17 protein-coding genes are annotated in these 19,168 nt (G+C 46.9%); 9 read left to right on the top strand and 8 right to left on the bottom strand.

All coding sequences use genetic code 11. The features are described from left to right. Window positions 1-5: 5 nt before the first annotated feature. Window positions 6-2,333 (bottom strand): S8 family serine peptidase, encoded by a 2,328-nt coding sequence (locus QUA27_RS15030; protein WP_333068827.1) that lies wholly within the window; start codon window positions 2,331-2,333, stop codon window positions 6-8. Window positions 2,334-2,710: 377 nt separating this feature from the next. On the opposite strand from QUA27_RS15030, the gene QUA27_RS15025 reads away from it, so the two are divergent. The 3 genes from QUA27_RS15025 (at window position 2,711) to grxD (ending at window position 4,162) form a co-directional block, all read left to right on the top strand. Then, entirely contained in the window at window positions 2,711-3,334 is a 624-nt protein-coding gene (locus QUA27_RS15025; RefSeq protein ID WP_333068826.1) for a hypothetical protein, read from the top strand. A 42-nt stretch (window positions 3,335-3,376) separates the two neighbouring features. Then, a complete protein-coding gene (locus tag QUA27_RS15020; protein WP_333068825.1) occupies window positions 3,377-3,637 on the top strand; it encodes a BolA family protein in 261 nt (86 codons plus the stop codon). A 201-nt stretch (window positions 3,638-3,838) separates the two neighbouring features. Then, the gene (gene grxD, locus QUA27_RS15015) at window positions 3,839-4,162 is read left to right on the top strand and encodes a Grx4 family monothiol glutaredoxin (protein ID WP_172192602.1); all 324 of its coding nucleotides are present in this window, start codon (window positions 3,839-3,841) and stop codon (window positions 4,160-4,162) included. 312 nt (window positions 4,163-4,474) lie between these two features. Here the strand turns inward: grxD and QUA27_RS15010 are convergent, their stop codons facing one another. Then, window positions 4,475-4,723, bottom strand: a complete 249-nt coding sequence (locus tag QUA27_RS15010) for a DUF6761 family protein (protein ID WP_006634037.1) — start codon at window positions 4,721-4,723, stop codon at window positions 4,475-4,477. Between the two features lie 595 nt (window positions 4,724-5,318). Here QUA27_RS15010 and QUA27_RS15005 point away from each other — a divergent pair. Further along, window positions 5,319-6,053, top strand: a complete 735-nt coding sequence (locus QUA27_RS15005; protein WP_333068823.1) for a response regulator transcription factor — start codon at window positions 5,319-5,321, stop codon at window positions 6,051-6,053. A gap of 26 nt (window positions 6,054-6,079) precedes the next feature. On the opposite strand, the gene QUA27_RS15000 is transcribed toward QUA27_RS15005, so the two are convergent. Both QUA27_RS15000 and QUA27_RS14995 read right to left on the bottom strand, forming a co-directional pair. Continuing rightward, complete coding sequence (locus QUA27_RS15000) at window positions 6,080-6,430, bottom strand: 4a-hydroxytetrahydrobiopterin dehydratase (protein WP_333068822.1); 351 nt, start codon at window positions 6,428-6,430, stop codon at window positions 6,080-6,082. A 362-nt stretch (window positions 6,431-6,792) separates the two neighbouring features. Further along, entirely contained in the window at window positions 6,793-7,062 is a 270-nt protein-coding gene (locus QUA27_RS14995) for a hypothetical protein (RefSeq protein WP_333068821.1), read from the bottom strand. A 59-nt stretch (window positions 7,063-7,121) separates the two neighbouring features. Between QUA27_RS14995 and QUA27_RS14990 the strand changes: the two genes are divergently transcribed. Further along, window positions 7,122-10,277 carry a tetratricopeptide repeat protein gene (locus QUA27_RS14990; protein ID WP_333068820.1) on the top strand — a complete coding sequence of 1,052 codons (3,156 nt, stop codon included), beginning with the start codon at window positions 7,122-7,124 and terminating at the stop codon, window positions 10,275-10,277. Between the two features lie 146 nt (window positions 10,278-10,423). Here the strand turns inward: QUA27_RS14990 and QUA27_RS14985 are convergent, their stop codons facing one another. Further along, complete coding sequence (locus tag QUA27_RS14985; RefSeq protein ID WP_333068819.1) at window positions 10,424-11,791, bottom strand: aldehyde dehydrogenase; 1,368 nt, start codon at window positions 11,789-11,791, stop codon at window positions 10,424-10,426. A 178-nt stretch (window positions 11,792-11,969) separates the two neighbouring features. Here QUA27_RS14985 and QUA27_RS14980 point away from each other — a divergent pair, with 178 nt between their 5' ends. Continuing rightward, on the top strand, window positions 11,970-12,890 hold the full coding sequence (locus tag QUA27_RS14980) for a glycine betaine ABC transporter substrate-binding protein (RefSeq protein WP_333068818.1): 921 nt from the start codon (window positions 11,970-11,972) through the stop codon (window positions 12,888-12,890). 139 nt (window positions 12,891-13,029) lie between these two features. Here QUA27_RS14980 and QUA27_RS14975 read toward each other — a convergent pair whose 3' ends face one another. From QUA27_RS14975 to QUA27_RS14965, 3 genes are all read right to left on the bottom strand, one after another. Then, complete coding sequence (locus tag QUA27_RS14975; RefSeq protein WP_333068817.1) at window positions 13,030-13,146, bottom strand: DUF4926 domain-containing protein; 117 nt, start codon at window positions 13,144-13,146, stop codon at window positions 13,030-13,032. 94 nt (window positions 13,147-13,240) lie between these two features. Next, a complete protein-coding gene (locus tag QUA27_RS14970) occupies window positions 13,241-15,514 on the bottom strand; it encodes a RelA/SpoT family protein (protein ID WP_333068816.1) in 2,274 nt (757 codons plus the stop codon). 151 nt (window positions 15,515-15,665) lie between these two features. Next, window positions 15,666-15,803 carry a hypothetical protein gene (locus QUA27_RS14965; RefSeq protein WP_333068815.1) on the bottom strand — a complete coding sequence of 46 codons (138 nt, stop codon included), beginning with the start codon at window positions 15,801-15,803 and terminating at the stop codon, window positions 15,666-15,668. A 174-nt stretch (window positions 15,804-15,977) separates the two neighbouring features. Between QUA27_RS14965 and patD the strand changes: the two genes are divergently transcribed. From patD to QUA27_RS14950, 3 genes are all read left to right on the top strand, one after another. After that, complete coding sequence (gene patD / locus QUA27_RS14960) at window positions 15,978-16,376, top strand: heterocyst frequency control protein PatD (RefSeq protein ID WP_333068814.1); 399 nt, start codon at window positions 15,978-15,980, stop codon at window positions 16,374-16,376. 45 nt (window positions 16,377-16,421) lie between these two features. Beyond that, a complete protein-coding gene (locus QUA27_RS14955) occupies window positions 16,422-17,006 on the top strand; it encodes a TFIIB-type zinc ribbon-containing protein (RefSeq protein WP_333068813.1) in 585 nt (194 codons plus the stop codon). Window positions 17,007-17,423: 417 nt separating this feature from the next. Next, a complete protein-coding gene (locus tag QUA27_RS14950; RefSeq protein ID WP_333068812.1) occupies window positions 17,424-19,097 on the top strand; it encodes a dipeptide ABC transporter ATP-binding protein in 1,674 nt (557 codons plus the stop codon). Window positions 19,098-19,168 lie beyond the last annotated feature (71 nt).

The following is a 19,168-nucleotide window of genomic DNA, read 5'->3' as shown; positions in this document are numbered from 1 at the left end:
TTTGGCTAGACAATGTAGGGAGAATCGATCGCCTTAGCCCGATTAATTGCCACCAAAGTCTGGTAAATCAAAGCCGAAATCTCGCCGCGGGTAATATCCCGCTGCGGCGAAAGCCAATCGCGGGAAGGATAATTAACCACAATCTTCAAAGCAGTTGCTGTGGCGATCGCACTCAAAGCATAATTAGGAATTTGAGAACGATCGTTGTAAACTTTCAAAGAATCAGGATTGCCGCCCTTGAGTTCCAAACCGTTAACCAAAGACACGATCGCGTCAGCCTTAGTCAAATTCTGATTCGGGCCGAACTTCAACCCCGGAAACCCCGCCAAAAACCCCCCCCGATTTGCCCGTTCGATCGCACTTCTCGCCCAAAAACTAGCAGAAACATCAATAAAATTTGTAGCCGGCACCCTCGGAATCGGACTAAACGCACTCACCAACAGCGCCGCATATTGAGCACGGTTTAAACTATCATCAGGTCTAAAAGAACCGTCAGGAAAACCGCTAATTATATTCGCTGCAGCCAAAGCTTCAATAAACTTCTGTGCCCAATGTCCAGAAATATCGCTGAACACCGCACCCCCGATATTCGGATTGCCGCCGCCCTTTCTCACCGCAGCTTGCACAGCTTTAAAAGCATTCACTTTCCCGTAACCAAACCAATCGCTGCGACCGTTGTTAGGATCGTAATTTCCCAGGCGATTGCCCAACTGGGGATCGGGATCGAGATCGACAATTTTCTCAGCAGTTTGTTCGAGAATTCCCCGCACTTCCCGCGCCGTCAAACGGGGGTTAGCCGAAAGTATCAACCCTGCAACCCCAGCGACTACTGGAGTGGCGCTGGAAGTACCGCCAAAAGTATCAGTATAGTCCCCCATGTCGTAGCCCCGATCGCCCACTCGATCGGCAGTAAACACCCCCAAACCGGGCAAATACTGCCTTACCTCCGGCGGCGTGGCGATAAATCCGGTTTCTGGCAACCAAGTTCCCGGCGGTGCGTTGTTGCTGGGGGCGCAAACCGAGATGCTTGTGCCCCAATTGCTGTAGGCTGCTTTTTTGTTGAGGGAAGTGGAAGCGCTGACGGCAATTACATCTGGGTGAACGGCAAATCCTGCCAGCCATCTAGTTTGACCCTCCACGACGTTGTTGGGCCAGCCTTTCTCGTTAACAGTACCGTTGACTGGGCGGTTGGCATTGCCCGCCGCGAACAGAATAACGCAGCCTCTGCCGCCCCGCCCTTGGGTTGCTGCTTTGGTGATGACGGCACTCTGTCGCAGGGAAAGGGGATAGTAAACTGCTGAAGGCCCCCAACTGCAAGAAATGACCGCGGCACCTTTATCTATTGCCCAATTAAATATTTTTTCGACAGAATTGTCATCGAGAAAACCACTGGTACGGATGGGCATCAGGGCGCAGCCGGGGGCGACGCCGACAATGCCTTTGCCGTTTTCTTCAGCAACGGCCACGCCGGCACAACTTGTGCCGTGGTTGTCTGAGTCTGCGACTGGCATCGGGGAAGTGTCGCCCTCTTTGAAATCGATGGGTGAGACGATTTTGCCTTGGCCTTGAAAATCTGGGTGGGTGATGTCAACTGAATCGTCGGCGATCGCAATTACGATAGATCGAACTCCGCGAGTCATGTCCCAAGCTGGTTCGGCATAAATTTGAGCGCCGCCGACAAGTTGGTTGCCGCCTTTGTTGTTGAGATACCACTGTTTGGGATAAAGCGGATCGCGGGGCGTGTAATGCTGCTGCGTCTCTACTAAAATGTTGGGTTCCGCTACCAGAACTTCTGGATATCTTGTCAGGCGGTTGGCAATTTTGACCGGGTTTTCTGTTGCTTGTTTTGTGACTTCGCAGACGAAAGTGTTGGGAATTCCTTCTACTGGCCGGACTATTTTTAAAGCTGCTGCATTGGCGATCGCCTTTCGCGATTGTTCGTCTACTTGTTCGCCAAATTGAATTGTAATTTGATCGGTTAAATAAAAGAATGTACTCGGATTGTTCGCGGGGCAATAGACGTGGCTGGCAAAAGCTACAGCATCGCTGGCACGGGCTGCTTGCATTGCTGCTTCTAGGCTAGAGGGCGCAACGAGATATTCTTCGAGATTGCTTTGGCCGACGCGACGGTTGAGTTTTGCCCCAGTTGTTGCAGCCCAATCGTTTGAGGCTGACGCTGTTGATGAGGGGCGGACTGTAAAGCGATCGTCCGCTTTTGACAGCAGCAATTCATCGCCACCGCGCTGCAAAATTACTGCCAGACTTTCTTCTGGAACTCCGATACCTTGATAATTTTGGAGAGTTTCGGAGGTCGGTTTGGTTGGTTGTACCATCACAAATGTTCCTGTTGAATTTTGATGTAGATTTATCAAACATATTTATAAGCTGTCAGGCAGGTTTTTACCCTGAGGGGTTTGAAACTGTAACTAACAGCGGTAGGGTTCGCTATAAGCGCCTTACATAAATCCATTAGCCTGTTATAGAGGGACGAAAGTTTGTGTAGGATCGGTTTCAACCGCCGATTTTTATTCGATAGCAGTGCGTTTTTCAGATAGACCACCTCACAGAAAACTCGTTTTGAGCCTTTTGCCCGATCGAACCCTTTGACATTTCAACAAATTTGGTTTACACTTAGCCGGTTGCGATCGCCAATGGTAAGATCGGCTCAAGCTAAATATTTTTTTAAAGCGCACAGGCGCAAAGTAATTTCATGGTATACTCTGGAACTGTTTGCTGGCTTCGCTCCACTGCCCGGATTACGATCGGGGCGATCGCAGCTTTTACCCTGTTGCAACCGCTCTCAGTCCAAGCACAACAACCTTCTGGGCCAGAGAACCAACTGCAAGTTGAACCCGCCGACGACCCCACAGACCCTAACAATCTTCGCCCTCTCACGCAAGACAGCAGCTTGCTGAGCGTCCAAGGAGGCCAGCGTTTGATGACAGAAGCCAGCAGTGCTATTTCCACTCAGAATTACGCACTCGCCAGTCAAAAACTCCAAGAATCCCGCCAAATTTTCAATCAACTGTCCAACTTCTACCAACAACTGGGGAGCAGTTTTGCCGGAATTGACATCCGCTTGGCCGAAAGCCACCGCACCAAAGCTGTAGAAACGGCCCAAATGCGCGACGAAGCTACCTACCGGCTGGCGTTGGTACACCGGGCGCAAAATAAGCCGGAACTGGCTGTGCCCCTGCTGATTCAGATTATTCGATCGCAGCAGCCAACTCGCGACTTGGGCAAGAAAGCTTACCAGCAGTTACTGGAATTGGGTTTTGTGGATTCGCCCTTTCCCCGGCCTGCCAGCAGTCAACCGAGCTCATCGAAAAAATAGTTCCACTAAAATCTAAATTACAGCCGTTTATCAGAGAAACCAATGGTTACACCGTCTCAAGTAGCAGAAATGATTAAGGCAGGGTTGCCCGACGCTAAAATACAAGTTGAGGATTTAACCGGTGGCGGTGACCACTACCAGGCGAGAGTTGTCTCTGCAGCCTTTGAAGGAAAAAGCCGAGTACAGCAGCACCAACTGGTCTACGGCGCTCTCAAACAGGCAATGGCTAGTGAAGCCATCCACGCTTTGGGCTTGGAAACCTTAACTCCCGCAGAATGGGAAGCGAAAAGTCAAGTTGCTTAATTGTTGAGTAGCAATTGGGTATCACAAGTTTGTGCTGGTGTCAAGAGTTGCTTGAGAGACAACTGCTGCACTTACGCGCGCAAACCAAAGAAACCGGTTTTTTTAACCGGAATCTATGGCTGTAACGAAAGATTTTCGTAAAAAACCCGGTTTCTGCGTCAATCAACGTTTAAAAATTTTCAAACAATATTAGGAGCTACCATGACTACAGCAGCACATGAAAGAATTGACGAGTTGGTTAAGCAAAACAAAATCATGGTATTTATGAAGGGCAATAAGTTAATGCCCCAGTGCGGTTTCTCTAATACTGTGGTGCAAATTCTCAATACTTTGGGAGTGCCTTACGAAACTGTCGATGTTTTAGCAGACCAGGAAATTCGTCAAGGCGTTAAAGAGTATTCCCAATGGCCGACAATTCCCCAAGTCTATATCAACGGGGAGTTTATTGGGGGCTCGGATATTATGATCGAGATGTATCAAAAGGGCGAATTGCAAGAAGTTGTAGAAGTGGCTTTGGCTTCTTAAATTAGACAGAAAAAACATCTCCCCGACCTCTTAAAGAAGTCGGGGAAATAACAGCAATCGCGTTTTACGTTGAATTAGGTTGTTTACTTAATTTTTCGTTACCAGGCAGAGCCTAGGAACACAATGCGGTCGGCTCGACAACATCCAATTTTTATGCTCCGAAAGCGAAGCCGAGCCTCTGGACATCGGTTCCCCAGCACGGCGAGGGCACGAGTTAAGCGCAGTACAAGTTCCCAATTCCCAATTCCCAATTCCCAATTCCCAATTCCCAATTCCCAATTCATCAAGGGTTTATCAAACCGAATTTGCTATTTAATAGTAGTCGGCTTCAGTTTGGGTCTGTGGCATTGCAAAATTGGAGGGGTCGTGAATGTAACGCGCTGCTTCTTCCTCTAGTCTGTGAATCAGATAGGGTTCCAGACCGTTGGAATGCCGCAGGGCTGCTAAATACCCGTCTAAGTAAAGCCGCAGGTCATCGAAGCGATAACCTCTATTCCACATTTCGACGAGGGCGTCGGTGAGTTTCTGGTAGTGCCGGATTGTTTGGGTGTCTTGTAGCATGGTGTGAGGTTGAAATCCTTTGTGGTTTGTATAATGACGGCGGGATTTAGGAATGGCCTCGATTGATGCTGAGTGGCTCAGCTTCAGGCTATTTCTAAATAAAAGTTTTTACCCTGCTCAACAGGCTACCCTCCATAAAAAATTTCACTCGTTGCAATGCAGTTGCTCGACTTTTTGCGCGCACCTAGATAATTCGCTGTGCGTTGAATGGAGTCGGGATGTTGCTGAATTTGGCGGTCAAAGTGGCTGAGTGTTCCGGCTACCGAGCGAACGGTTGGAGGAATTCTAGTTTCACTTGCGCGATTTGTCAACCTCCTGGGAGTGGGGGCTGGGTCGGGGGGATCGCTTTTAGCAGGCGGTTGGGGCATGGGGTCGATCGGCTTTACACTGTCTTATTTTCATTGTAAGCTCATCGCCATAATGATTTAACCTTTCTGCAGGCTGACCCTGCCAAATTAACCCAATCTTTAACATTCGTACCCTGGGTGTGTCCGCTGCTTTAAACGCAGCTCATGCTTGAGTAGCGATGGTTACAAAAGCTTGACAAAAGCTCTGTTAACCTTGTAGCAATTAGTGATATGGGAAGCTCGCCTCTGTGGAATCTGCAAGTATTTCAATTGTTGAAGGGAATCCGCACCTGCGATCGCTCTTGGGCTGGCATCTACAGCAAGTCGGTCACTGGGTGCACCAGTCAGCGGATATCAGTCACGCTAGGGAAATATTTTTCAGCCGCCAGCCAACCCTAGTCATTCTGGATGCCCAATTGCCGGATGGGGACGGTTTGGAATTTTGCCAATGGCTGCAACAGCAGCAGCAGTCACTGATTTTGATGCTGTCGGCGCGGAATTCGGAATCAGATATTGTTGAAGGTTTGAAGGCGGGGGCAGACGATTACCTGACTAAACCCTTTGGGATGCAAGAATTTATGGCGAGGGTGGAAGCTTTGATGCGCCGCAACCGCACGATGATACCGCCGGCGACGCTGGAGTGCGGGCTGCTGAAAATTGATTTGGTGCAGCGCCGAGTCAGGTTGTACGAGGAACATATTGAGCTGACTCCCCAGGAATTTAGCCTGCTGTACGTGCTAGCTCAAGCTGGGGGAGTTCCGCTGTCGCGCTCGGATTTACTGCGTCGCGCCTGGCCCGATGCTATTGATAACCCCCGGACGATCGACACTCACGTACTCTCTCTGCGTAAAAAAATCGAAATCGACCCGCGACAGCCGAGCCTGATTCAAACTGTACGGAATGTCGGCTACCGACTGAATCTGGAGTTGTTGAATGGGAATCAACGGCTTTCTCCGCTGGTACCCGGAGCTGTGAGTTCTTAGACTACGATCGGGCTATAAGTCGGATTTTATTTTGAGAATTGATTGGCGATCGCATCTGTTTTCGCAGCCATAATAAAGTCATTGCGGTGCAGTCCAGAAATCGCGTGAGTCCACCAAGTAACGGTAACTTTTCCCCACTCGGTTAATAGTGCGGGGTGATGTCCTTCGGTTTCTGCTGCTTCGCCGACGCTGTTTGTAAAGGCGATCGCACTTTTGAAATCCGGGAATTCGTAGGTGCGTTCTATTTGGGGAATGCCATTTTTTTCGATTAAATTCCAGTCGGGAATTTGAGGTTTTAGCTGGACAATTTCGTAAGCTGTGACGCGGGGAGAGTTTGGGCTGCACGCGGCACAGCGTTCTTTTGCTAAAGGTTCCATAAATTGCTTTTTAGCTAGAAGATGCTAAAAGATATTATAGGCATTTTCTAATCGCAGCAAGTAGCTGGGTGCAACGTAACTAGCAAAAGAGGCAGAGGCGATCCCTGTTTTGCTCAGAAGTTATAACACCCGTTTCATGTTATTATAATATGCTAATCTGATTTTGAGGATGAATTTTACTAGACTAAAAGTTTGTTTGTAAAGTTCAATTCACGATTGGCGAACGTCCTTTTTTACCTATACTGATTAAAAGAGCGATCGCACTTTCGAGTTAAGATCCTGAATAAATTTTCTTGTAGGGTGTCCCGCCCGCCCGTCAGCAACAGGCTTTCCGGGCTGTTCCACATTAGATGCACCACAGTTTACTCACTTTCTTCTTCAACTTTTTCTACATCAATCGCCGCTTTCTTCAAAGGACAATCATTACAAAAATAGAGTTTCGATACTTCCTCGCTGTTTAAAGTTTGTTCGAGAGGGCAACGCCACACTTCCTGTTGATTTTTGTCAAAGCAGAGGTGAAAACCTATTAACCCAAAAGTCAACAATATCCCCGCCGAAGAATTGATGGCACCGACTACAGTACCGAGAATCGCCTCTCCAATCATCCATTGCTGCTGTTTTGATAATCCCATAAACCATTTCCAACTCAACTAAATTGAGTGTGGAATTTCGGGATACCCGAAGGCAAAGAATGGCTGGAACTGTGCTAGAATCGGCATTAGGGATATTCGGGACTGTCATTCGGTATCGGGAATCCCGAAACTTTCCCGAAACTTTTTTTAGCAATTTACTTTCCGAAGCTATGCCCAAGCAGGGAAAAGGCGAAAAGTCTTGGCAGCGAGTCAGTTATTTGGTTGAGGCGCTAATAGATTATGCGTTGAATGATACAAATCGCATCTCTAATCTCAGCGTCAGTTGGAAAGATAAGACCACTGATTTACAAGTCACGGCGAAGCTGGAAGCCCTGCGCCACTTGCTGAAAGATAAAGGCAGCTTTAAACCAACTGAGAAAACATCTCAACAGCAAGTTAGAAACAATATCGGTGAGGTACTGACTGATTATCTCAGAGATTTGCTAAAAATTCTGGACGATCACCGCCCGGAGACGGCAAAGCGGGGTTGTAGGGATTGGAATTTTACTCTGAAGCTGTGGAGTAGAGACAAAAAAGAGAATTTGCAAAAGTTGGCAGAAGTGTGGGGCGTTAACGGCGAACCCGGTATCAGCAGTCAGATTAACAGCGGACAAAATACTGACGGCAAAAGCGAGAATGATGATGTGCCCGCAGATGCCCCTCCCGACAAAGCCAGGGTGGCTTTCTCTCAACTACCTGACTCTATTCCTGTGTGGAAAGGGCGGGATGAATTGGTGGAAAGTTTAACGGCAAAATTAGTACAGGTGTTGCCCGATCGCACTTTGCCGCCGAAAGTATTGGCGATAATCGGGCAAGGCGGTATGGGCAAAACGAGTTTGGCTGTCAAACTTGCAGAAGCATTAGGAGTGAATTGGCAGAAGTCTGTTTCTCAAAAGGGGGAAACTTTGCCCGGTGGCGATTATGAGTGCGCGATGTATTTCGAGGCAAAGGAAGGAACGAGTTTTGATGACGTGGCTGGGTTTCTGTTAAGTGAAGGTTTGGGGATTCAGGCTGCGGAAGTGTTAAAAACTGCCGATGAAAAGATAGCGAAAATTATGGCTGGTTTGCAACAAACTCGCTGTCTTTTGGTACTCGACAACCTGGAATCTATTTTGCATCCTGCTGTTGAGGCGGGAAATCCAGACATTTTGGCTGCGGCGCAGGTACATCGAGCAATTTCACCGGATTGGGGTAAGTTGCTGAATGCTTTGGTTTATCAGCAGCACCAATCGCAAACGATTTTAACCAGCCGGGAAGTGCCTGCGGATTTGGCAGATAGTCGCTATCCGGGGTTAGCACCGGATTCGGAATTGGTGCATATAGAAGTGTTGCAAGGTGTGGATTTTGCGGCGGGTGTCGAGATTTTGCAGCAGCGAAAGTTGACTGATAAATTAGCTGATTTGCAGTGGATATCTCAGCAGGTTGAAGGTCATGTTTTTTTATTAACTCAATTGGCGGCTCTGGGCAAGGGAAAACCGGGGTATCTGGGGAAGCATCCCGAATTGGTAACGAAGAATGCAGAACCGATGTTGCGAGAACAACTAACAAGGCAAAGTGAAGCGGCAAGAGATTTACTGCGTCGGATGTGTGTTTTGCGAGTGCCGATAGATGTCAGGGGTTTAACTTTTTTGCGACTGTATACGGATGATGTTGAAAAAGATCCCCGCTTTGAATTAGCAGCAGAATTAGGAGCACCTGCGGAATTGACAGAGGCAGAAATTAGCGAGACAGAATCAATTTTAAAGCAATTAGTCGATGCGAGTTTGGTGCAAACTCGTTATGACGAGGAGAAATGTGAGGATTTTTATGATTTGCACCGGGTGATTGAGGAGTTTTTGCAAGGGGAATATAGAGAGGAACTGCCAAAGCTGCTGGAAAGTGTTTATAAGTTTTACTGCACTGGTAAAAATGTGAACAATCCTCAAAGCTTAGCCGATTTACAAGCTGTTATAGAAGCTCAACATTTTGCCTTTAGGCTGGGCAACTATCTCGAAGCTTACTACTTAATCCCACGTAAATACTTAAGAAGGTGGGGATACTGGAATTTATCAAAAAAATTGGACGAGGAAATATTACCTTATGTTGAAGGCGAGCGACGTTGTTATTGCTTGAGAGTATTAGGTGCAATTGATCGGGATTTGGGGAATTGGGATTTAGCAGAAAAATATTTTAAAGAGGCGTTGTCTATTGCAGAAGAAGAAAATAATAAGAGTGGCATGGCATATTGTTGGGGATTGTTGGGAGATATCGAGGGAAATCGCGGTAATTGGGATGAAGCTGAGAAACTCTACCGGCAATCTTTGGCATTGAGAAAAGAATTGGGCGATCGAGCGGGCATGGCAGCTTCTTGGGGATTGTTGGGATATATAGAGCAATGTCGCGGCAACTGGGATGAAGCTGAGAAACTCTATCGGCAACATTTGGAAATGATGACAGAATTGGGCGATCGATCGGGCATGGCAACTTCTTGGGATGTGTTGGGATATATAGAGCAATGTCGCGGCAATTGGGATGAAGCTGAGAAACTCTGCCAGCAATCTTTGGCATTGAGAACAGAATTGGGCGATCGATCGGGCATGGCATTTTCTTGGGGTGCGTTGGGATATATAGACCAATGTCGCGGTAATTGGGATGAAGCTGAGAAACTCTATCGGCAATCTTTGGCATTGAGAACAGAATTGGGCGATCGCCCTGGTATGGCATCTTCTTGGGCATCGTTGGGAAATATCGAGCGAAATCGGGGCAATTGGGATGAAGCTGAGGAACTCTATCGGCAACATTTGGAAGTGATGACAGAATTGGGCGATCGCCCTGGTATGGCATCTTCTAGGGGATTGTTGGGAAATATCGAGGGAAATCGCGGCAATTGGGATGAAGCTGAGAAACTCTACCGACAATCTTTGGAAATGATGACAGAATTGGGCGATCGCGAAGGGATGGCAAAGTTGATCGGTTGTCTGGGAGAAAATGAACTCGGTAGAGGCAATCTAGATACAGCAGAACAACTGTTAACAGAAGCTTTAGGAAAAATGCAAAAACAGGGGATGACTTGGCATATTGCCGAAACTAACTACGATTTAGCACGACTTGAGCGAAAGCGCGGCAACACAGAAGTTGCTCAACAACTTTACGATACAGCACATCAAATTTTTCAACTATTGGGAGCCGCCAAGGATTTGGAGAGAATCGAGAAAGAATGGCACAGCACCGATTAGAACAGGGATATGGGATTGAAGGAGGCGATCTTTGCTAACAACAAACACGTCAAACATTCAGTCCGGCAGGGGTTGAAACCCCTGGCCGACTTGGGGAGAAAGAAACAGCTCTGGGGGGTGAGGAGGAATCTGGTGCTTAGGCAATATCAACCGATCATCTTTTTAATCAAATCCAACTTACCCTTATACGGAGCATACCGCCATTTCAAGTCAAGCCAAAATGATTTTTGCAGCACGCTTTTGTAATGAGAAAAAGTATCAAAAGTCGCTTTGCCATGATAACTCCCAATCCCGCTGTCGCCAACTCCTCCAAAAGGCAAACTTGTCACCCCGTAGTGCATTACAGTATCATTTATGGAAACTCCCCCAGAGGAAGTTTCCCGCAAGACTCGCTCTTGTTTTTCTTTATCCTTCGAGAACAAATACAATGCTAAAGGTTTGGGACGGGCGTTGATTTGGGCGATCGCTTCCCCGAAATCATCATACTCCAAAACAGGCAAAATCGGTCCAAAAATCTCATCCTGCATCACAGGCGAATCCCAGGAAACATTATCTATAACTGTCGGTGCAATATATCTATCTTCCGGCTTAACTTTCCCGCCGGCAACAATTTCTCCGTCTTTAATCAACGCACTCAAACGTTCCAATTGCCACTGATTGATAATTCGGGAATAGTCGGGACTTTTCTGCGGGTCGTCGCCGTAAAATCCGTGAATTGTTGTTTTAATTGCCTGCATCAAATCTGGTTTAACTTTTTTATCAACTAACAGGTAATCGGGAGCGATACAAGTTTGACCGGCATTGATAAATTTGCCCCACGCAATGCGTTTAGCAGTGTATTCAACTTGAATATCTGAGTCTACAATGCAAGGACTTTTGCCGCCTAATTCTAATGTGACAGGTGTCAGGTGTTTGGCGGCGGCTTCCATCACTATCTTACCGATTTTTGTGCCGCCTGTAAAGAAGATGTGATCGAATTTTTCCGCTAATAATTGTTGGCTGATTTCGACACCTCCTTCGACGGCGGCTACGTAGGCGGGATCGAAGGTTTTGGTAATCATGTCCGCGACAACTTCCGACGTGTGCGAGGCGATTTCAGAAGGTTTGAGGATGGCGCAGTTGCCAGCGGCGATCGCCCCGACCAATGGTGATATCATGAGCTGAAATGGGTAATTCCAAGGCCCGATGATTAAAACTACGCCCAAAGGTTCTGGGTAAATGCTGGCTGAGGCTGGGAATTGATCGATCGAAGTAGGCACTTTTTTCGGCTTTGCCCACGATTTTACATTTTTGATGGCATAATTAACTTCTGCTATCGCAGCAATTTCAAAATAAGCCTCGTACTCCGGCCTGTTCAAATCAGCCTTGACAGCATCCACAATCCGTGATTGATTGGAGGCGATCGCACTTTTGAGATTCTTGAGTTGTTCGATCCGAAAATCCACATCCTTAGTTTTCCCAGTCGCAAAAAATTGCCGCTGCTGCTGGATAATATCGCTGACTCTGATTACCATATTTATTCCTCCATGTCTATCAATAAATGTTACAACAGGAAAACGGAAGTTGGGTAAAGTGCGATCGGTGTTAGAGCCGCGACTTATTGAAGAAGCCCGGGTTCTTGCCTTTACAAATGATTGATAAATGCTATAAATTAGAAGCTAATAATTGTGGAACTGACAACGGAGTTCGCTTATGAAAATCTCTAAGAACGATTTTTTTTTCTATTCCTGCTGGCTGCTTTGCTTGCTTGCAGTAGCAGGATGTACCTCTAAGCCCCAAAAGCAAGTTGTCATCTGCTCGAAAGACTTTACCGAACAAGTCATACTCGCAGAAATTTTAGCACGCCATATCGAAGCTAAAACAGATATCAAAGTAGAACGAGAACTGAATCTCGGAGGTTCGCTTTGCCATCAATCCCTAACAGCAGGTAAAATCGATTTGTACGTCGAATACACGGGGACTGCTTACGCCAACCTGCTCAAACAGAAACCGATTTCTGACCCCAAAAAAGTCTTCGATTACCTCAAACAAGAATATCCCAAACAGTTTAAAGCAGAATGGACGGAACCGCTGGGATTTAATAACAGTTTTGCGATTATTGTGCGGGGAGACGATGCCAAAAAACTCAATTTACAAACTCTCTCGCAACTTGGGAAAGCTGCACCTAAACTCCGGGCTGGTTTCGGACCAGAATTTAACGAGAGAGAAGATGGATTTCCCGGGTTGGCTAAAACTTACGGGATTAAGTTTCGAGAAGAACCGAAGGAGTTGCTGTTAGGATTGCTTTATCAAGCGCTGCAACAAAAAGAAGTAGATGTGATTGCTGGTAATACGACGGACGGTTTGATTCAAAGTTTAGGTTTAGTAGTTCTCAAGGATGACAAGAACTATTTCCCGCCCTACGAAGCAGTTCCGGTTGTGCGATCGCAAATTTTGGAGAAATACCCGGAATTGCGTCCCGTCCTCGCAGAATTGGTCGGCAAAATCTCCGAGGAAGATATGCGGAAACTAAACTATCAAGTTGACGGAGAACAGCAGGAAGCGGGACAAGTGGCGCGGGAGTTTTTGCAGCAAAAGTTGGGCGAGCCAAAGCCAGTCGCTCCGGCGAAATAAAGGGTTTAAATTTTAGTATATTCCCACGTCAACTTAATTTGCCAAACTGCAAAACAGAAGCTTTTATGGGATCAATTTGGGACTGGGCAGCTTCAACTTTAAGTGCTTCGACATTGAAACCCTCTAAGCTATAACTGTATTATTGATTTTCCGGCATCGGGTACTTCTCAAAAATAGTGCCTGTAGCACCTTTTTTTAGATTGTATTTGGGGATGTTTTCGCGCAATGCTACTTGTGAAAATAGTGCAAATTTCATTGCGACTTAGACAATTTTATATTTTAAATTAAAGAATTAGGAACATAGGGTAAGGTGCGCGGGGCGCACCCTACAATACAGTTAGGCTATCTTCTTAAGTCCCTTCACTCAGCCTCCGCAAATTCAAAATATCACTCATCTTTTTAATTTGCATACAAGTGCGCTCGAACTGTTGTTTATCCTGGATATCCATGCACAAGTCAATTAAGGCCGGCAATCCGGGGTAGGTTTTGACTTGAGCGCTGCGGACGTTTACTTGGTTGTCCTTCAAATGCGATAAAACATCATTGAGAACTCCCACTCGATCGAGGGCTTCAATTTGAATGTTAACCGGATAAGTGTTGGGTCGAGATTCATTGCGGTTGCTGGAATTCCAACTCACAGGAACCAACCGATCCCCAGGTACGCTCTCAACATTTGAACATCCTTGCCGGTGAATCGAAATTCCGCGAGTGCGAGTCACAACTCCAATAATTGATTCCCCAGGAATCGGACAGCAACAGCCGGCTAAATGGTAGAGCAATCCCTCTACACCTGCGATCGGCGATTTGCTCGGAGATGAACTCGGTACTGGTTTCGGTGCCGTCGATGCAGGTATTAGCTGGGGCAATTCCTGTCCTCCTGCGGGAGCAGCTTCAATTTTTTGCTGCACTTTTACTAAATCTCGCAGTCGATTTACTACGAGATTTAGGGTGACTTCGCCGTAGCCCAAACCGGCGATTAAATCTTCGACGCTGTGGTAGTTGCAGCGCTGAGCAACAGACTGCATGGGTTCAGATTTCAGCAAAGATTCTAAGCCGTTTTTACCTAATTCTTTTTCCAGCAATTCCCGCCCGCGAGCAAGATTTTCATCTCTGTGCGATCGCTTCAACCACTGGCGAATTCGGTTTTTGGCGCCGTTTGTCTTGACAAAATTCAACCAGTCGGAACTCGGATGACCATTTTTTTGGGTCAAGATTTCTACAATATCGCCGTTCTTTAAAACCTTGTCTAGTGTTACCATCCGCCCGTTGACTCTCGCACCGGTGCAGTGATTGCCAATTTCTGTGTGAATGCGGTAAGCAAAATCTACGGGAGTTGAGCCGCTATTGAGAGCAATCACGTCTCCGTTAGGAGTAAAAACGTAAATATCTTCGTCGAATAAGTTGTCCTTAATACTTTGTAAATATTCGCGATCGTCTTTGAGGTCGCTTTGCCATTCTAGGAGTTGTCGCAGCCAAGTAAATTTCTCGTCGTCGCCGGTGACTGTTGTGTTAGAACCGCCAGTTTCTTTGTATTTCCAGTGCGCGGCAATGCCGTATTCTGCAATGTGGTGCATTGCTACAGTGCGGATTTGCACTTCGATGGGGCGGCCGCTGGTTCCGATTACTCCGGTGTGCAAAGATTGATAGCGGTTGGCTTTTGGTAAACCGATATAATCTTTAAAGCGGCCGGGAATCGGGCGGAAAGAATCGTGGACGATCGCCAAAGCGCGATAACAGTCATCATTGGTTTCTACTATGATCCGCACCGCAGCAATATCGTACACTTGGTTAAACCCTTTCTGGCGGCGCTGCATCTTCCCATAAATCCCGTACAAATGTTTGGGACGGCCGCTAACTTCATAGCATTTAATGCCTAAATTGTCAAGCCTTTCTCGCAAACTATCTGTGACTTCTGCGAGTTGAGTTTCTCGATCGGCCCGCTTCACTGCCACCAATTCCTGAATTTCGCGGTAAGCTTCCGGTTCTAGGTATTTAAACGCTAAATCTTCCAATTCCCACTTAAAGCGCCCGATACCCAAACGGTTCGCCAGGGGAGCAAAAATATCTCGGGTTTCTAAGGCAATACTGCGCTGCTTTTCTTCGGACAAATGCTCCAAAGTCCTCATGTTGTGCAGCCGATCTGCGAGTTTGACGACAATGACGCGAATATCTTTAGCCATTGCTAGGAACATTCGGCGGAAATTTTCCGCAAGGCGCTCTGTTTTGCTGGAAAAATTAAACTTAGAAAGCTTGGTGACACCTTCAACCAACTGTCGCACTTCCGCACCGAACCGCTGTTCTATTTCTTCGAGAGTAATATCTGTATCTTCAACAATGTCGTGGAGGAAGCCCGCGGCAATCATGACGTTGTTGCCGCCCATATACCGGAGTATTCCAGCGACAGCTACCGGATGGCAAATGTAAGGTTCTCCTGATTTGCGGTATTGTCCTTCGTGCAAGTCGCGGGCAAATTCAAAGGCCCGACAAATTAAGCTGTCGTCAGCCGAACAATTCGGGTTAGGACCCCCATCAGGCTGCGATCGAGCATTCAGGCATTCTTGCAGCCAATCGGGAACTACAGCAGGATCGATCGAAGGAGAGGGAGTCAGAGTGTTCGCGTTCATGGGGTACACCTTTAAAACTTAGAAATACAAATGGTTAAAAGCCGGTTTCCGGTTGAATTGCCGAAATTATGTGTTTAGCTATACTAAACTAATTGAATGCCACAATTTGCAATTCAAAAAAATAGTCGATTTTTCTGTTAACTATACCTATCTACTTCCGAGTCGCCCCCCCTCGCAGGTAGGAAAATATAGTGACACCACTGCCGCCGCCGCAGTCTGTCGATCGGGTAAAATCGGGTAAAATAAGCATATTTTGGCGGTAGCAGTTGAGGTAGCGGGGGCTCGGCATTTACCGGCAACGCTAAACAGAAAGCAGCAGCCAGAAGGGTAGAGTTAGGGCAGAAAATCGAAAAAAGTTCTCACAAAACAGGGAATTGCTCCAAAAACGCACGGCTTCCCTCCATATGAGCAAACTTAAGTAAGTATCTACTTTGATTATAAATACAAATTTCTTTACAAAATCATGATATTGTCCGAAGACCGCCGCCAGTGCTACCAAAAATTACAGCAAGCACTAGAACAACTACAAAGAACTGCTGCACAGGATAATCTGGATCGGGCCGCGCTGGCGATCGAATACACAAAAGTGCAACAATTTTTCGGAAACCAAATTATGAGAGCCGAAAGCGATGAGTTAGACGCCTCAGAAACACCCCCAGAGCAGTCCTATTTGACGGAAATTCACAAGCAACTGCGGTTATTGGGGACAGATGTCACGTTTTTGCAAGCGTCGCGCCAGCCAGCGACAGCAAAGGCGAGGCAAACTGCGGCGATCGCGCGGCTCAACACGCTAATTGGCTACTGTGGCGCGCTGCTACAAAAAAATTCTGGTTCTTCAGGGCCCGCCCAGATACAGAATTAATAATTGAATTAACAGGGAATTAAGAAGGCAAGGAGAAATAAAGCGGTGGAATGTCCAAAATGTAAACATCCCAACTTAGAAGGCGGCACCTTAGCCGGCCGTATGGCGGTGCAGTGGTGTCCCAACTGTTACGGTATCTGGATTCCAGGCAGAGAATACGAAGCTTGGCAAAAAGAGCAGAGCCAGTGGTACAACAAATCCGAGAAGCCTGATGCGACAGGGACTCTCGGCATAGAATTCACCCCGTCTGTATACGACAGCAAAGCAGCGCTGTGTCCTGAAGACGGTCACTATCTGTCGCGGGCGAAAGTTCCTTTCAGTAGAGTGCCCTTTTACATAGAGCGCTGTATGTTGTGCGGGGGCATTTGGTGCGATAACGGCGAGTGGGACATTCTCGAAAGTCTGGGATTCCACACCGAGATTGACAAGATGTTTTCTCCGAATTGGCAAGCTAAGGCCCGCGTGCAAGAACTCGCCTCTCGGGAACGTCAAGTGCTGACTGAGAAGCTGGGGCCGGATATCGCCGGATATGTGTTGGAACTCGCGGAAGTTTTAGCAGACCATCCTCACGCAGATTGTGCCGCTACTTACATACTGCGGAGAGCTGAGTTGAAGCGAAGGGAAATTTAGTCTGTTGGCTGTTGACAGTTGACTGTTGATGGTTGACTGTTAACGGTTGACTGTTGTTAGTAAGCGGTTGGTCGGTTAATGCTCTAGTGATAAAATATTTGTTTGTATCAATTTCTATTGGTATTTACAAACAGCATAGTTGACGGTTGACTGTTATTAGTAAGCGGTTGGTCGGTTAATGCTCTAGTGATAAAATATTTGTTTGTAAAAATTTCTATTGGTATTGACAAACAGCATATAGGTCTATTGGTAATAACTAATAAGCCCAAAAGAATACTAATAACTAACAACTAACCGCCAGTATATTGAGAAATAATAAATAACAACAGGCAACAGACAACAGACAACAAACAACAGCAAACAGCCAACAGACAACAGACAACAGCCAACAGACAACAGACTAAGGATTAATAACTAATGACTAATGACTCTTCTCTATTTTCCGTTGAAAATCTGCGAGTAGCTTACCCTCAGCGGCGAGGCCAATCCGGTTGGGCCGTTGACGGGGTTTCGCTGACGCTGAAACCGGGGGAAAAGCTCGGATTAGTTGGGGAGTCTGGCTGCGGTAAGTCTACTTTGGGAAGGGCGGCGATGCGGTTGTTGCCGGATTCGACGCTGATAGAGGGGCGAGTTAGTTTTGCTGGAGAGTCAGTGTTTGATATGAATGCTTCGCGGCTGAGACGGTTTCGGGGCGAAGCTGTAGCATTGATTTTTCAAGATCCGATGACTCGTCTCGATCCGTTGATGACTGTAGGAGAACATTGTATCGAGACTTTGCAAGCTCACAGACCGAATTTGGATCGCAAGCAAGCTAAGAAACGGGCGATAGAAACTCTGGAAGCTGTGAAAATTCCCGCCTCTCGCTGGTCGCAATTTCCCCACGAATTTAGCGGCGGAATGCGGCAAAGAGTAGCAATTGCTTTGGCTCTTTTGCTCGATCCAAAATTAATTGTGGCGGACGAACCGACTACAAGTTTGGACGTAACTGTAGCTGCTCAGATTTTGCAGGAATTAACCAGACTTTGCGAGGAACGGGGAACGGCTATTTTGTTGATTTCTCACGATTTGGCGATGGTGGCTGAGTATTGCGATCGCATTGCGGTGATGTACGGCGGTAAAGTCGTAGAAACAGGGCCGGTGCAAAACGTTTTTGAAAAGCCGCAGCACGAATATACTCGATCGCTCCTCAAAGCAGCTTTGCACATTCAAGCCGATTCTGACAAAGGGTTAGCATTCGAGGAAATCACGACTGAAGTCGTTACTGCAAACTCAACAAATTCGCCTCTTTTGACCGTAACGAATTTGCAGCAACACTACAGTTTAGAAAGCAATTTATTAGATCAGTTGTTTTCCAGGAATCGCCAGGTAATTAAAGCAGTAGACGGCGTTAGTTTAGAGCTAGAACGGGGAGAAACCCTAGGGCTGGTGGGGGAGTCCGGCTGCGGCAAAAGTACCTTGTCACGCACGATTTTGCAGCTAATTACTGCGACGGGCGGCAAAGTGGAATTTCAAGGAATAGATATAACTGCCCTGAACCGCGATGCTGTGAGGAAGCACCGCCGCGAAATGCAAATGATCTTTCAAGACCCCCACGCTTGCCTCAATCCGATGATGACTGTGGGGCAAAGTATTGCTGACCCTTTATTTATTCACAAATTAGCGAATGGTAGCGAAGCTAAAAAACAAGTAATCCAAATGTTAGAGCGGGTGGGTTTAACTCCAGGGGAGGATTTCTTTCGCCGCTATCCGGGGGAATTGTCAGGAGGACAACAGCAGCGAGTTTCGATCGCGCGCGCTTTGATTACTCGGCCGCAACTGATAATTTGCGACGAACCCGTGAGTATGCTGGATGCCAGCGTGCAGACTCAAGTATTAGAACTGATGTTGGAGTTGAAGAAGGAATTTAATTTGACTTATCTGTTCATTACGCACGATTTGTGGGTGGCGAGATTTTTTTGCGATCGCATTGCGGTAATGAATGCTGGAAAAATTGTTGAAATCGGTAAGACTAGGGATATTTTTACTAATCCGCAGCACCCTTACACTCAGCAATTATTGCAGGCAGCTCCTTTACTGGCTCGAACTCAATAGAAAGGTATAAAATTGGGGTCATCTAATTTCTGTCACGAGCTTCTAAATGGATTTCGGAAATTTTCGGTTAA

The organism is Microcoleus harperi Pol14_C6, assembly GCF_036701295.1.
Lineage (GTDB): Bacteria > Cyanobacteriota > Cyanobacteriia > Cyanobacteriales > Microcoleaceae > Microcoleus.
Note: the sequence above shows the minus strand (reverse complement) of the source record. Positions and strands in the feature narration are given on the sequence as shown.

Bases quoted from the DNA above. Each gene is read 5' to 3' on its own strand.
- QUA27_RS15010 (WP_006634037.1), bottom strand. From the start codon at position 4,723: ATGCTACAAGACACCCAAACAATCCGGCACTACCAGAAACTCACCGAC.
- QUA27_RS14965 (WP_333068815.1), bottom strand. From the start codon at position 15,803: ATGCCGAGCCCCCGCTACCTCAACTGCTACCGCCAAAATATGCTTATT.
- QUA27_RS14985 (WP_333068819.1), bottom strand. From the start codon at position 11,791: ATGGTAATCAGAGTCAGCGATATTATCCAGCAGCAGCGGCAATTTTTT.
- grxD (WP_172192602.1), top strand. From the start codon at position 3,839: ATGACTACAGCAGCACATGAAAGAATTGACGAGTTGGTTAAGCAAAAC.
- QUA27_RS14995 (WP_333068821.1), bottom strand. From the start codon at position 7,062: ATGGGATTATCAAAACAGCAGCAATGGATGATTGGAGAGGCGATTCTC.
- QUA27_RS15020 (WP_333068825.1), top strand. From the start codon at position 3,377: ATGGTTACACCGTCTCAAGTAGCAGAAATGATTAAGGCAGGGTTGCCC.
- QUA27_RS14990 (WP_333068820.1), top strand. From the start codon at position 7,122: ATGGCTGGAACTGTGCTAGAATCGGCATTAGGGATATTCGGGACTGTC.
- QUA27_RS15000 (WP_333068822.1), bottom strand. From the start codon at position 6,430: ATGGAACCTTTAGCAAAAGAACGCTGTGCCGCGTGCAGCCCAAACTCT.
- QUA27_RS14980 (WP_333068818.1), top strand. From the start codon at position 11,970: ATGAAAATCTCTAAGAACGATTTTTTTTTCTATTCCTGCTGGCTGCTT.
- QUA27_RS14970 (WP_333068816.1), bottom strand. From the start codon at position 15,514: ATGAACGCGAACACTCTGACTCCCTCTCCTTCGATCGATCCTGCTGTA.
- QUA27_RS15025 (WP_333068826.1), top strand. From the start codon at position 2,711: ATGGTATACTCTGGAACTGTTTGCTGGCTTCGCTCCACTGCCCGGATT.
- QUA27_RS14975 (WP_333068817.1), bottom strand. From the start codon at position 13,146: ATGAAATTTGCACTATTTTCACAAGTAGCATTGCGCGAAAACATCCCC.
- QUA27_RS14950 (WP_333068812.1), top strand. From the start codon at position 17,424: ATGACTAATGACTCTTCTCTATTTTCCGTTGAAAATCTGCGAGTAGCT.
- patD (WP_333068814.1), top strand. From the start codon at position 15,978: ATGATATTGTCCGAAGACCGCCGCCAGTGCTACCAAAAATTACAGCAA.
- QUA27_RS15030 (WP_333068827.1), bottom strand. From the start codon at position 2,333: ATGGTACAACCAACCAAACCGACCTCCGAAACTCTCCAAAATTATCAA.